10 protein-coding genes are annotated in these 13181 nt (G+C 50.0%); 6 read left to right on the forward strand and 4 right to left on the reverse strand.

Annotation, left to right across the window (positions count from 1 at the left end; genetic code table 11):
* Positions 1–36: 36 nt before the first annotated feature.
* The gene (locus tag M3630_RS06660) at positions 37–1689 is read right to left on the reverse strand and encodes a putative polysaccharide biosynthesis protein (protein ID WP_251251621.1); all 1653 of its coding nucleotides are present in this window, start codon (positions 1687–1689) and stop codon (positions 37–39) included.
* A 204-nt stretch (positions 1690–1893) separates the two neighbouring features.
* On the opposite strand from M3630_RS06660, the gene M3630_RS06665 reads away from it, so the two are divergent.
* Complete coding sequence (locus M3630_RS06665) at positions 1894–3270, forward strand: phenylacetate--CoA ligase family protein (protein ID WP_251251622.1); 1377 nt, start codon at positions 1894–1896, stop codon at positions 3268–3270.
* Here the strand turns inward: M3630_RS06665 and murJ are convergent.
* Entirely contained in the window at positions 3245–4771 is a 1527-nt protein-coding gene (gene murJ, locus M3630_RS06670; RefSeq protein ID WP_251251623.1) for a murein biosynthesis integral membrane protein MurJ, read from the reverse strand. The genes M3630_RS06665 and murJ overlap by 26 nt on opposite strands.
* Positions 4772–4960: 189 nt before the next feature.
* Here murJ and M3630_RS06675 point away from each other — a divergent pair, with 189 nt between their 5' ends.
* The 3 genes from M3630_RS06675 to M3630_RS06685 are packed head-to-tail and all read left to right on the forward strand — an operon-like array spanning position 4961 to position 8667.
* Positions 4961–6223 carry an O-antigen ligase family protein gene (locus tag M3630_RS06675; protein ID WP_251251624.1) on the forward strand — a complete coding sequence of 421 codons (1263 nt, stop codon included), beginning with the start codon at positions 4961–4963 and terminating at the stop codon, positions 6221–6223.
* Between the two features lie 4 nt (positions 6224–6227).
* Complete coding sequence (locus M3630_RS06680; RefSeq protein WP_251251625.1) at positions 6228–7856, forward strand: hypothetical protein; 1629 nt, start codon at positions 6228–6230, stop codon at positions 7854–7856.
* Positions 7849–8667, forward strand: a complete 819-nt coding sequence (locus tag M3630_RS06685) for a hypothetical protein (RefSeq protein ID WP_221867739.1) — start codon at positions 7849–7851, stop codon at positions 8665–8667. Before M3630_RS06680 ends, M3630_RS06685 begins: the two co-directional genes overlap by 8 nt.
* Positions 8668–8819: 152 nt before the next feature.
* Here M3630_RS06685 and M3630_RS06690 read toward each other — a convergent pair whose 3' ends face one another.
* Positions 8820–10169, reverse strand: coding sequence for a glycosyltransferase family 4 protein (locus M3630_RS06690; protein WP_251251626.1), 1350 nt, complete (start codon positions 10167–10169; stop codon positions 8820–8822).
* A gap of 210 nt (positions 10170–10379) precedes the next feature.
* Between M3630_RS06690 and M3630_RS06695 the strand changes: the two genes are divergently transcribed.
* Positions 10380–11513, forward strand: coding sequence for a glycosyltransferase (locus tag M3630_RS06695; RefSeq protein WP_251251627.1), 1134 nt, complete (start codon positions 10380–10382; stop codon positions 11511–11513).
* A gap of 163 nt (positions 11514–11676) precedes the next feature.
* Complete coding sequence (locus tag M3630_RS06700; RefSeq protein WP_016739026.1) at positions 11677–12504, forward strand: M55 family metallopeptidase; 828 nt, start codon at positions 11677–11679, stop codon at positions 12502–12504.
* Between the two features lie 67 nt (positions 12505–12571).
* Here the strand turns inward: M3630_RS06700 and M3630_RS06705 are convergent, their stop codons facing one another.
* On the reverse strand, positions 12572–13180 hold the full coding sequence (locus M3630_RS06705) for a hypothetical protein (RefSeq protein WP_221867738.1): 609 nt from the start codon (positions 13178–13180) through the stop codon (positions 12572–12574).
* Position 13181: the final 1 nt, after the last annotated feature.

Here is a 13181-nt window from a genome sequence, read left to right on the forward strand (position 1 = left end):
TCCTCCGTTTGTGGAGAAAGGGGTTTTATGATTGGATTAATCGTTATTCGTATTGGACTTTAACGAGGAGGCCTGCTTTCTCCGAATGAACTGGATAAAGGCGCGCAGCTTGTTTCCGCCTGGCAGCCAGTCCAGCTCCTTGTCTTCAATAAGTGGAATGAGGATGAGCAGTCCCAGGTAGACGATGAGCCCTACACCGACTCCAGCGACGGTCTCTATCGCTCCCAAAATGCGCACTGGCTCTCTTCCCCTGAACAGGAAATCAACTGCCTCTGTCGCTCCCCAAGCCAGAATGAGCATGAGGTTAGCCACCAGTAACGGATAAATGGTATCGAAGCGCCAGTTAATCGGAATCGATACGTAACGGTTGATGGCTCGCATATTCAGTACGCAGACAAATGCAGTAGCAACCAGCCAAGACAGGGACAATCCATCCATACCGAACATCGAGGTAAACACGAGTGTTGCCAGTACTTTTACAATGACACCATAAAGCAGATGACGCGCAGGGATTTTTTCTTTGCCGATCCCTTGCAAAATGCCGTTTGTAGCAAGCAACAAGGAAAGCGGGATCGCTGTGATTCCTAAAATCGCCATTGCACGCGTGCCTTCCATATCACCATACAACGCCAAATTCGCCCCTTCAGCTACAGCTGTCAGTCCCAGCCCGGCAGGCAGACCGATTAGCCAAGCAAAGCGCAGTGAGAGCTTGGTCAAGGTCGTAATCCGTTCCTGATCCTTTTGTCTGATTGCTTCGGCAATGGCAGGGACGATCGAGAGAGCAATCGACGATCCGAACAAGCTCGCCATTTGCAGAAGTGGTCCTCCCCTGCTGTAAATGCCAAACCACGTATCCGCCGTCAAGCCGTCCACATTCCATATGTAGCGGAAGATGTTAATCGCCAGAAAGGAATCCGTCAGGCTGAAAATCGGGATAACTAAGGCGCTGATACAAATTGGCCAGGCAATTCGCCACATCGAGGCGAAGAAGGCACGATCATACCACCAAGTAAGACGCCCCCACTCTGCCCCGCTAAACACGGAATTTTTCCGGTTGTGGAGCCACATGAGTAATGCTAGAAACCCGAGACTCAAAAACGTACTGATCATCGTACCGAAGTTGACTCCGGTAATCACGGTATCCGTATCTTCACCGAGTGACACGAGATACAGGGAAGCTACCAAAATAAATACGACACGCAAGGTCTGCTCCACAATTTGCGAGAGTCCGACAAACAACATTTTTTGATGGCCGTAGAAAAAGCCGCGAATAACCGCAATCAAAGGAACGAACAGCAGCGACATGGAAATCGCTCGAATCGGTTCAATCAAATGCGGATTCCCCATGAGCTTTGCGATAAGTGGGGAGCTGACGTACAGGAGCGCAAACAAGATAAGTCCGATGGCGCCCATCATAACCATGCTACGGGCCAAAATTTGTCCAATAGAGCCTTGTTTTCCTTCAGCCAATGCCTCTGCAATCACTCTCGACAATGCTACTGGCACACCTGCTGTCGCCAAAATGAGAAAGGTCAGGTAGAGAGGATATACTTCCTGATAGAGTCCGAGACCTCTGTCGCCTACTATCTCTTGAAGCGGAATTCGGTAAAACATCCCGATAACTTTTGACAAAATCCCCGCTATGGCTAAGATCAACGCTCCCGCGAGAAAATGACTTTTTTTCAACATGGGTAACTCCTTTATTCGTCTCTTTGACTGGATACCCGTAAGGCAGCACCAATCGACATGAACCCACTCTCTATCCTACTATCATTTCCCTCTTCCAGCAAACAGGTATATCGATGGAATTTCGCAGGAATACTGGTGAAAAACAGATTGCATTGATTTTTTTTAATCGTTTGCCTGTGTGATCAGTGAGTAGGAGGGGGAAATATGCCCACAACCGGATTTTTGATCCGCCATGTACAGTGGCCGTTAATGGAGGCCTTGAAAGGAAATCGCATCCGTCCTTACATGAAAGAATTGCAAGCAACTCAGCGTCTATCTGCCGAAGCTCTTAACGTGCAGCAGCGAGAAAAGCTGGTGAAGCTACTCGATCATGCGATACAAAACGTACCAGCTTACACTGCCTTCGCCCCAGACTGGAGCAAAATGCGCGAGATGCCTGAACGTTTTTTGCAGCGTATTCCTGTTCTGACCAAAGCACACTTTCGGCAAAACGCTGATCAATATTTGAGCCAGGGCCTCCAAACATGCAGGCTCATTGGAAATCGTACGGGAGGCTCCACAGGTGAACCTACCCATTTTTATCTTGATCGTCAAACGGTCGAGCGGTATGAAGCTGCGCGCTGGTTGGGGCTATCCTGGTACGGCATTCGCATTGGAGACCCATGTGTGATGATCTGGGGCTCTCCTCTCGAATTAAACGCCCAGCAAGCTCGCCGCTACCGCTGGAAGGAACGCTGGTTGAAAAACCGCATGATGATTTCTGCCTATGAATTGGACGAAAGTCATTTGGAAGCAAACCTGCGCCTCATCCGGGAATTCCGTCCAGCCTATTTATACGGGTACGCCTCCGCGTTGCATACCCTCGCCATGATGATGCTACGACGGGGCATGACGCTCGGAATCCCGCTCAAAGCCGTGGTCTCTACAGCAGAAAGCCTGCACGAGCACCAGCGGCAAACAATTGCCCAGGCTTTTGATGCGCCTGTTGTGAATGAGTACGGCGCTCGTGACGGCGGAATTATCGCCTACCAATGCACGGCTGGGAGCATGCATGCCTTTTCCGGGAACTGTTATTTGGAGGTAGTCGATCCTCTTACGCATATTCCCGTCCACAAAGGGCACCCGGGAGCACTGCTCGTCACAGACTTGCACAATACCGTCATGCCTCGCCTGCGCTACCAATTAGGAGATGTCGTCGCGCTTTCCGATTCAACCTGCTCTTGCAATCTCCCTTTTCCACTTCTTGCCTCGATTGATGGCAGAGAAGACGACATGTTCCTATCGCTCAACGGACGGTACGTGCACGGACATTATTTTAATCACATCGTGCGGAATATGGACAGCTTCCGCACCTTTCAGATCGTCCAGCATGATCCGGAGCGACTGAGCCTGCGACTGGTGAAGGAGCCCGAACGTTTTTTGCCTGCTGATGAAGCCAAGCTTTTGGAAGGAATTCGCGCGGCATTAGGCCAGGTCAGCATCCACGTTTCTTACGTGGAAACCATTCCCCCCGCAAGCTCGGGTAAGACCCGCTATGCCATCAGGGAATTCCCGCTTACGAGCGCCCTCCCGCTGGAGTAGACCGCTTGCGTACTTTTTGCAGCAGTTCTGACACAATTGGCTCGCGAACCAAAATGAGCACGACAAGATATAAAAGAGCTGCGCCCATAATTCCTAGCGGCAGGTACAACCAGACAGGCAATACGGATAACCATGGATCGACGAACAAAATAGCACCAGCCATGACTGCGCAGCCCAGAATGGTTTTCCCCGTGGTCATGAGGAAATTCGCTCGTACAGGGCTGCCTACTGCCCTCCATAGCAAAATGAACAGCAGGAGCGCTTGACTGATAGCCGATACCGCATTGGCAAGAGCAATTCCGCCATGACCAAGCAAGGGAATGAGCAACCAGTTGGCAAGGGCATACACACCGATCCCAATCGCCCCGATCATAACGGGTGTCTTCGTGTTTTCCAGTGCATAAAAGGCGCGAGTCAGCAAGTCTCTCGACGCTAAAAAGAAAAGCCCCACGCCGTAAAACGGCAGTGCCCACGCTGTCAAAGCGACAGAATGCTCATCGAACGCACCACGCTCAAAAGCTAGTCGGATGATTGGCTCTGCGTATAGCGCAAGTCCAACCGTCACGGGCAGTAGCAAAATGAGAAGATAGGCAAGTCCCTTTTGCAGGATTTGCTTCATCTCCGTCATTTCCCCCCGCTTGACATGACTAGCCAACAGCGGGAATAACGGCAGCGTAAACGCCCCGACAAAAATAGCCAGAGGCAATTGCATGATCTGGTTCGCGTTGGCGAGAGCGGAAACGACACCCGTTCCAAGCCCTTCCGCGAAGCCTCGCTCCAAAAATGTAGTCGCCTGAGCAACCACCGCACCAATTAAAATCGGAATGACGCGCTCGCCCATGCCTTTGAGAGCTGCGTCCTCACGCCAAGCAAAGGAGAAGTGCTGCTGATAGCCGAATCCTCGCAAGGTAGGGAGAATCGGCAGCAGTGCAGCCAAGTAACCGATTGTCGTAGCCATTGCCAATCCAATGGAACCATACATCGGAACGAGCACATACATGCTGACAATCACCAAAGCTCCATTGACTACCGTGCCGAGCGTCGGTGTAAAGAAATGTTGGTGAGCATTGCAAATACTCGACCAAAGCCCCGTTAACCCGATGAAAATAGCTGATGGCCACATCCATTGCAGCATGCTAGCCGTGAGCTCCAGCTTCTCACCCGTCAGTCCAAACATCGCAGCCAGCTGGTAAGAAAAGACAACCCCTAAAGCAGAGAGAGCAACGAATATACCCAAAATGATCGTGAGCATCTTCTGATATAAGTCAGTCGTCCGCTCTCCTTTTTCCATCATGCCGCGCATGGTCGGAATCAGTACAGCATTGACCGCTCCCGGTATGACCAAGAACAGCGTCAGCGGGATCGTTGCCGCGATATTAAACGCATCTGCCTCCATGCCAGTACCGTACAAGTTGGATACATACACACTGCGAAAAAAGCCCAGAAGCCTTCCAACGAGAGTCAGCACGACAATCATGGAAGCAATTTTTAACAAACTCATGTCCACTTTTCTCCTATCCCTATTTGAAACCCTACGTTCCAGGCTTGATTCTAACCCCTCAAACTACCTAGTTATCATATCTTATTTCTACCGTTCCTACCAACCTCTTTCCCCCCGGCTTGCTACCGGGTTGTCAGATTCATTATAATAGGTAGGTTAATCCCTACCTGTAGGAGGACTACAATAAAAATGAGAGAAACCGTGTTGAAGTGGGGAAGCCAATCATCTACGTGGTTGTATTTGCTGTTGGCCTATCCCGTAATCGATTACGTCTTGCGACAGATTCTACCGATTCCAGTCATATCTTCTTTGTGGGATGAAGCACTGCTTATCGTTCTGATGCTGTTTACGTTCGTTGCGTTTTTACAGTCAAATCGGACGATGCCTGGAATCAAACATTGGCTTGGAGCCTTTTTCGTCCTCGGAATTGCCATCATGGTGACTGACATGGCGAACTGGGAAGCGACTGTGGAAGGATTCCGTTCCGTCTACCAGTACATCCTCGCCTTTTTCATGGGCTTCTATTTACTGAAGTCGATGGAAGACTTGGACAAGTTCATGAAGGGACTTGTGCTGGTTGGTTTCGTAGCGGCACTGTACGGTGTCTTGCAAGTCATCATAGGCGTTAAAACCCCTGAATCTTGGGTACAGGAAGGGGAAGCCGTTACAACGCGTGCATTCTCCTTCGTAACGAGCCCGAACGTATTGGGCAGCTATATGGCGTTGGTTACACCGATTGCCGCTGGTCTGTTCATGACAGCTACTACTCTCAAGCAAAAATTGATTTGGGCCATTGTTGCACTGACCACCGTGCTTGCTTTGCTATTAACCGGGTCCCGCGGTGCCTGGTTCGCTCTTGCCTTTGCCGTGTTCGTTTGCTTCTACATCTGGAACAAACGAGTAGCAGGATATTTGGTGATCGCAGGGATTATCGGGGTTGTAGCCCTGTTCTTCGTTCCTGATTCAGTTCCGCTTGTCGGAAAAGTAAAAGATCGCATTTTCACGCTGTTTACACCTGAATACTTCGAATCTAGCAGTGAAGGTGGACGCATCGGGCGCTGGGGAAAAGCATATGACAATATGCGTATCGAGCCATTGTTCGGTGTCGGACTCGGTCATCACGGCGGAGCAGTTGCAGCTCGCCATTTCGGTACCATTTATTCAGACAGCTACTTCTTTAAAAGTTTGGCGGAATACGGTCTGATCGGGATCATCCTGTTGATCGGAACCGTGATCAGTATGTTCAAATACGGAGCTGGGCTTATCCGCAACATCCAGGGTTCGCCACACTTTTTCGCGATTCTCGGACTGCTGGGCGGATTAATCGCGGTAGCTACTCATAACCTCGTGGAAAACATTTTCGAGGTGCCGTTCATGGCACTCTATTTCTGGCTGTTTGGCGGCTTCCTCTGCGCATTATTCGTCGACCAGACACAAAACAAAAGGTGGTGAGCACATGCGCCGGAATCCTATTCTCGAAACGATAAGCTGGGCGCTGTACGCCATTGCCCTGTTTCTGATTTACCATTTGCTCGTAAAACCAGCGTTCCTTGATTTAACGTGGATTGCTGTACTCATTTTCCTGCCACTGCTAGCTTTTTGCTACTTCGTGGTGCATCCGTCGGAGCGACGTCAAGTGCTTGTGTTTACCATCGGCTTCTTGCTCCTGGATCGGGCACTGACACGCGTCGATGTGAAAACGACTGCTGCTCTGTTGATCGGTGGAGCAATCGCAGTCATCGTGATTGCGCTTCTCGTGAAATGGTATGGACGCCTCAACTGGCGTGCAGTCGGCTCGTTGGTTCTGATCGCCCTCTTGGCGAATGTGACGTTCAACAGAGATACGCTGACTGCACTGAGCCACTTTACCGTGACATACGAATCTGACCGTTTGTACAACGGCGATTGGGTGGATTACTTCCCGATCGCGCTGCATGACGTCAATGGCGATGGCAGTATGGAGATCATCACGTACGGCAATGCCGAGGAGCTTCCACTGCCGGAAAAAATTGAAAAGCCAGAGACGGAAGAAGAGAAAAAAGCAATGGCGGAGAAGCTGCGCCATTTGCAGGCGGAACCTGTTTCTCTTTACGTCCTGACCTGGAAAGATGGTCAAATGGTACGGATGCCGAATGATCAGATTCCGGCAGAAACCATGAAGATCATCCAGGAAAAATTGCCGACCGATTATCCGGGCTTCCCGTATTACACGATGAAAGACGGTCAATTGGTACCGAATGTCCAACGCCAACCATATGCGGAAGGCATGATGCAAATCGGAACGGCACCGTATCGTGCGTTTATGCTTGATATGGAGAACATCGCAAACCAACTGGCGGATAACGCAGGCAGTATGGACGTACGACAAACATTGGGTTCCAAGTACACGGATCTACACATCAAGGATGGTATGCTGACAGGCAACTACGACGGCAAGCCTTTTGGCGGCACGACAAAAGCAACCAAGCTGATGACCACCATGATGCTGCCGGATGGCCGCGAAGGAATCGTTGTCATGGGCGAGCACCTGAGTGTACTGTCTGTAGAGCCAGATGGTACACTGACAGAATCGTACACACTGACACGCAAACAGGCCGAATTGGCAACTGGTGAGTTCATTCCTGCCGATATCGACAACGACAAGGTCGATGAGCTGCTCGTGGCAGGCAAACCTTCGTACATCTTGAAACCAAAAGCAGACGGTACGTGGGAAATTTTGTGGGCAAGCGGTGACCACGATAAGAGCTTCCGCTTCTCCAACTTTGCTACGATTGGTAACAACGCCAAGCCTGAGATCGTAGCCAAAGCGAAAAGCTGGGTCAGTACCACAGATACTCGCTATTTGTCTGGCTATGACTACACGCCAGAGGGCTTGAAACAAACCTGGCGCATTTACATGCCGCTGATCAATGTGCAAATCGGCGATATCGATGGAGACAAAGAAAACGAAATTGTGGCCAACATGTACAATACGCATCGTATTCTCGTGTTTAAGCAGCACAACATTCCGGTACTCGGACTCACAATCGCGCTATTCGTGGGACTCTTGGGATACGGAGTCGTAAGGAGGTTTCGCCATGCGTAAAGCGACGAAAGCATGGGCATTGCTCGCTGCCATCTGCACAGCCTCCCTGCTCGGTGGCTGCACGTATGAATCAGGGACGAAGGCTTTTGCCACTACCAATTTTGACCAGAAGCCGGATCAAACGACAACGGTCCAAACCGAGTCAGGGGCCGAGTGGTTGAAAACAGCCCTGGAAAAGGGCAAAACGAATGAAGAGGCACAGACTTACTGGTATAAAGGTTATGTGAAAAACACAATCCTGTCTCGTACCACGACGAGTATGTTCAATGGAGCTGTCATCAACGGGAAAGGCTACAATGTGGATGCACGCATCGCGGCCCAGCCGTATTCGTACTATCGAATTAACGACAAGCGCTATATCAAGGCGAATGAGCAGTTCGTGACCGCTCCAGAGGAGCCACTTGCCTTCGACGTATTGAAGGGCTTCGAGGACTGGCTGCCTTTCATGGACAAGGCTGTCCAATTGCCTGAGGAAAAAGCTATCGGTGTAGTCAGCGTTCCGTTCCAATTGAAAATGACAGGAGCAGAATGGCTGAAAAATAGCCAAAGCCCACTGTTTGAACCATTGAAAAAGCAATTGGGAGAACGCCCTGATCTGGATTACATCTTGAAGGAATCCACGATCAAAACAACGTTTTGGTTCGGCAAGGAAGACCGTCTGATCCACCAGTACGAGACCTGGATCATTCTCCCGCTTCCTGAAGCCGGAACGATGGACCAGCAAGTGATGTTCAACCTGTTTAAATACGGTGATACTGGTGGCATTCACATTAAGGAACCGGAAGAAATAGAGAAATATTTACTGTACTAAAAAAGCCTGCTACCTTAGCTTGGCAGCAGACAAATCGGTACGAATCAGGACCTGGCGAACATCGTCAGGTCCTTTTATTTTGAAACGAAAGAAGTATGCCTGCCACACGAAGAAAACCCCGCAGCCTTCATTGGCTCCGGGGCGATGCCGTACTATTTTTTCACCAGTTCATCCATCAATTGCGCCAGTTGCTTCGCCTGTTCGCGGCGCTCATAAGGTTTCACACGCTCTGCAAAATCTGCTCCGCGTTCCTCGCTACCCGTTTGTCCTTGCGCTTTCCACTCCTGGTACAGCTTCAGGTATGCTTGCTTGATCTCATCTTTTTGCTCTGGATCGGCTACTTGTCCGAGACGGAAATCTTCAATAATCTCTGTCGCTTCGCCTCTTTTGTTCAGAGCTAGGATCGGGTTGCCAATCCCCATGTATTCGTAGAGCTTGCCCGGAATATACGCTCCGGCGTCAGCGGACACATCCCCGATCAGCAAGAGGGCATTGGCGCCTTTCATCAGTCCGAGCGCTTCTTTATGCGGCAGGTTCCCCAACACACGAATGATGTCACCCAGTCCCAATGCTTCCACACAATCGCGATTTTCGGAATACCCCGGATAATCGAACACCCCGGCAAAGCTGAGCAAGAGATCATTTCGGTCTACTGCTTTTTCATCGATGAGTTCCCGGATGGCTTGCAGGAGGAGGCGTGGATTGCGCTTTTGATACAAAATACCTGCGTACACCGCATGAAACTTTTCCGGAACAGCATGACTCGGAGCCAACCCTTGAAAATCAGCCTGATCAAACCCATTGTAGATCAGCTCCATTCGCTTGATACGGTTCTGGTGCTTCTCGCGAAAATTATAGGCGAAGGTCGCAGTAACGGTCGTGATCGCATCCGCTTGGGACATCACCGCCTCCTCCATTCGCTCTTCCATGCGCTCTCGCCATTCGATGCCAGAGGTGTGCATATTTTGCGTCCACGGGTCACGGAAATCCGCTACCCATTTGCAGCCAAACTCACGGGAAAGCTTTTTCGCAATCAAGTGATTCGTCACCGGTCCCGATGTGGAAAAAATCACGTCGATCTTTTCACGGCGCATTATTTCCCGCCCCAGCTTGAGCGCATTCGGCATCCACAGGATTTGGTCGTCTGGAATCAACAAGTATGGCTTTACTTTTTTCAGCACATGGACGACCTGCTTTTTTACCTTCGCCTTAAATGACGGCTGTGATGGTGCGGACGCTGTATTGGCACTTGCTGATGCGGCTTGTCCCCCTCGATTCGGCAGCAACTGCCACTCCTTCGCACGGTGAATAGTGACATCACTCGGCAGCTGTGCCAAAAGGGATGGATCAAGCGTCGCATGATAAGCAGGATCTACTGTCAGCACATGGACATTCCAGCCAAACTCCCCCAAATATTTGGCCATTTTCAACGGTCTTGGCACGCCGCCTCCACCAATTGGAGGAAATATGTAGCATATGATCAACACGTTGTGCGTATTCATTTACGTAACCGTCCTTCTCCATTTCAATTTTCCATCATCAACGATACCATAAGTGCTGTCTTATTGCGAATCTAGCAGGCATCTGCTATAGTGAAAATGGCTTTGTTTACAAATGATCGTCCTTTTTTTCGGTACACCGCCTCTATTCGGTCGTGCCTCCATGTACATACCTCAGCTGAGGTTTTTTAATTACGATTCGGGTGAATTCAGATGAGCAAATTACGAGTCCTCCACGTGATTGGCGGGGGGGAATTTGGCGGTGCTGAACAACATATTCTCAATTTGGTCACTACTTTTCCAGTCGACGAAGTGGAAGTCGCGGTCGTATGCTTCTATGATTCTCTCTTCGCGAGTAAGTTGCGGGAATCAGGCATCCAGGTCATTACACTGAATCAGTTCGGACGTTTTGACTTACGATTGCTGCAGGCTCTGCGGACTGCCTTTTCCACATTCCAACCAGCGATTATTCATACGCATGGGATTAAAGCCAATTTCTTTTCCCGACTGGCAGCTCTCGGTATGAAGGTTCCTTTGCTGACCACCGTTCACAGCTCACTTCGTTATGATTATACAAGCTCTTTGGCCTATGCCATTGTCAGCATAATGGAAATGAGCACGAGACATTGGAACCGTCATTATATCGCGATCAGTGGTGCGATTGCCGATATTTTGCGGGGGCAGGGTGTGCGCTCGTCTGACATTAGCGTGATTTATAACGGAATGGACATGAAGCCTTATCGGCAAAACCATTTACGGGAAAATGACCGCAATCGACTGCGTGCGGAATGGAACATACCAGAGGACGCCTTTTTGTTCGGGACAGCAGCTCGCTTTGTTCCCGTAAAAGGTCTCCCGATTCTGCTCGATGCTTTTCATACGCTTGTGGCGGACAAGAAAGAGACTCCTTACCTCGTGTTGATCGGGGACGGCTCTGAACGTGCTGCGCTCGAAGCCAAGGTAAAAGAATTGGGACTGGAATCACGTGTTCGCTTTGCTGGATTTCGGCAAGATATTCCAGCGTGCTTGCATGCCTTAGATGGCTTTGTCCACTCTTCCTTGTACGAAGGGCTAGGCTATACGATTATCGAGGCGATGGCTTCGGAGGTTCCTGTCGTAGCAAGCAGTGTCGGCGGTGTGAAAGAGTTTGTTTTCGATGGCGAAACGGGGCTGATCGTTGAACCGGGAAATCCCGCATTGTTGGCGCAGGCAATGGAACGGCTTTGGACTTCACCACAATTGCGTGAGACCATGGTGCAAAACGCGCTGAACAAAGTAGAATCCACTTTTACCATTCAACTCATGACCGAACAAATTGTTGCTCTTTATCGTACGTTACTGAAATGACGAAAGGCACGGTGAAACGCGAACAGCGGGCATCGTGCTTTTTTCATATGATTTGTTTGAAGAATCTGTTTTTATGGTTGCCTACTCATGATCAATCTGGTTACATATGAATTGGAACTATTTTGTATACCAAGCTGCACCAGACAGAAAGGGTGAAAATGAGATGAAACTATTTCTTTCGGTAGATATGGAAGGCATTTCAGGCATTGTCGATACGAGCTATATTAATCCGGCTTCGGGGGTTAACTATCAGCGTGGCCGCCAGTTTATGACAGATGATGCCAATGCAGTTATTGAAGCTGCACTTGAGTCTGGCGTAACGGAAATTGTGGTAGCAGACAGCCACAACACCATGAACAACATTCTCTGGGAAAAGCTCCATCCGAAAGCGAGACTGTTGGCAGGTTCTCCACGCGATTCATCGATGATGCAGGGAATCGATGAGAGCTTTGATGCAGCGATGTTTATCGGCTATCATACCCGCCAAGGAATTCCTGGCGTGCTCAGTCATACGATGTCCGGGGTGGTTCACAATATGTATATCAACGGACAAGTAGTGGGTGAGTTCGGCTTTAACGCCGCGATTGCGGGCATGCACAACGTTCCTGTTGTCATGGTGTCTGGTGATAATCTCATTGCCGTCGAAGCACAGGAACTAATTCCGGGCATCCAAACAGCGATCGTGAAGGAAGCGGTATCCCGCACAGCTGCGATCTGTCTCTCGCGTGAAGAAGCGACCGCTGAACTGAAGCGCAAGACGGCCAATGCCTTGCGCAACCGGAACAACATCCAGCCATTCCGTACAGCTGTACCTGTAGAGCTGGCAATGGAATTCTCGCATGCAGGACAAGCCGAGATGGCCGCAATTGTCCCGGGCACGCGCTACGAAACAGCAACAAACACGGTTTATTACAATGCAGCCAATCCGCAAGATATGTACAAAACAATGCGCGCCATGCTGAACCTGGCGTCGGGTGCTGAATTTTTTTAATAAGAGAAGGGAGGAACGGAAGGGCTTGAAATCAGCTCTTCCGTTCTCCATTTTGACGGGAGATTTTTCAAGCGCGCCCATTCTTCCGTTTCCGCGCTACACGTGACCGAAATCCTCTTTTTCCCTTTCTTGCTTTTGCCTTCGCTTTCACCTTTTGCCTGTTGTTCATTCCTCGATTGGAAGCCCGAGAGCCTGGCCCGCCTCCAACAGCGTGCTGTTGCTTCGTGTTGGAGCTTTCAATCGCAGCATTTGTGCCACCTGTACTGTATGTGCCACCCCCACCTGCTACTTGTGTGGCGGAAGCATTTGCAAGGCGTCTTGCCAGCTTGACTACCTGGTCGTTTATCACCACAATGGCTTCTTTTCCGTTTTTCTTTTTGCCCTTATGGTGACCACGATACTCCGATTGCTTGCCGGCCATTCCCCGATTTCGCGCAATTCCACCAGCTCCCACGCTCTGTTGTTGCAGTGTGTTGGCTGAATCGATGGCTGCATCATTACCGGCAGCACTACTTCGTCCTGCTCCGCTGGCAATTTGAGTCGTGTTTGGGGCGTTCGTAAACTGCGTATTCAGTACAACAACCACCCTACTGGTTTCGTGCAAAAACGTCTTCACGACCATTCGCTTTTTACCCTTTTGGTAAATGACAGTCAGCTTATCTTTCCGACGAGACATG

The sequence above is a fragment of the Brevibacillus sp. MER 51 genome (genome assembly GCF_023714195.1).
Taxonomy (GTDB): Bacteria; Bacillota; Bacilli; order Brevibacillales; family Brevibacillaceae; genus Brevibacillus.

What these genes read in the sequence shown, in the direction of transcription:
- M3630_RS06660 (WP_251251621.1), bottom strand. Translation starts at nt 1,689, where the DNA reads ATGTTGAAAAAAAGTCATTTTCTCGCGGGAGCGTTGATCTTAGCCATA.
- M3630_RS06665 (WP_251251622.1), top strand. Translation starts at nt 1,894, where the DNA reads ATGCCCACAACCGGATTTTTGATCCGCCATGTACAGTGGCCGTTAATG.
- murJ (WP_251251623.1), bottom strand. Translation starts at nt 4,771, where the DNA reads ATGAGTTTGTTAAAAATTGCTTCCATGATTGTCGTGCTGACTCTCGTT.
- M3630_RS06675 (WP_251251624.1), top strand. Translation starts at nt 4,961, where the DNA reads ATGAGAGAAACCGTGTTGAAGTGGGGAAGCCAATCATCTACGTGGTTG.
- M3630_RS06680 (WP_251251625.1), top strand. Translation starts at nt 6,228, where the DNA reads ATGCGCCGGAATCCTATTCTCGAAACGATAAGCTGGGCGCTGTACGCC.
- M3630_RS06685 (WP_221867739.1), top strand. Translation starts at nt 7,849, where the DNA reads ATGCGTAAAGCGACGAAAGCATGGGCATTGCTCGCTGCCATCTGCACA.
- M3630_RS06690 (WP_251251626.1), bottom strand. Translation starts at nt 10,169, where the DNA reads ATGAATACGCACAACGTGTTGATCATATGCTACATATTTCCTCCAATT.
- M3630_RS06695 (WP_251251627.1), top strand. Translation starts at nt 10,380, where the DNA reads ATGAGCAAATTACGAGTCCTCCACGTGATTGGCGGGGGGGAATTTGGC.
- M3630_RS06700 (WP_016739026.1), top strand. Translation starts at nt 11,677, where the DNA reads ATGAAACTATTTCTTTCGGTAGATATGGAAGGCATTTCAGGCATTGTC.
- M3630_RS06705 (WP_221867738.1), bottom strand. Translation starts at nt 13,180, where the DNA reads ATGTCTCGTCGGAAAGATAAGCTGACTGTCATTTACCAAAAGGGTAAA.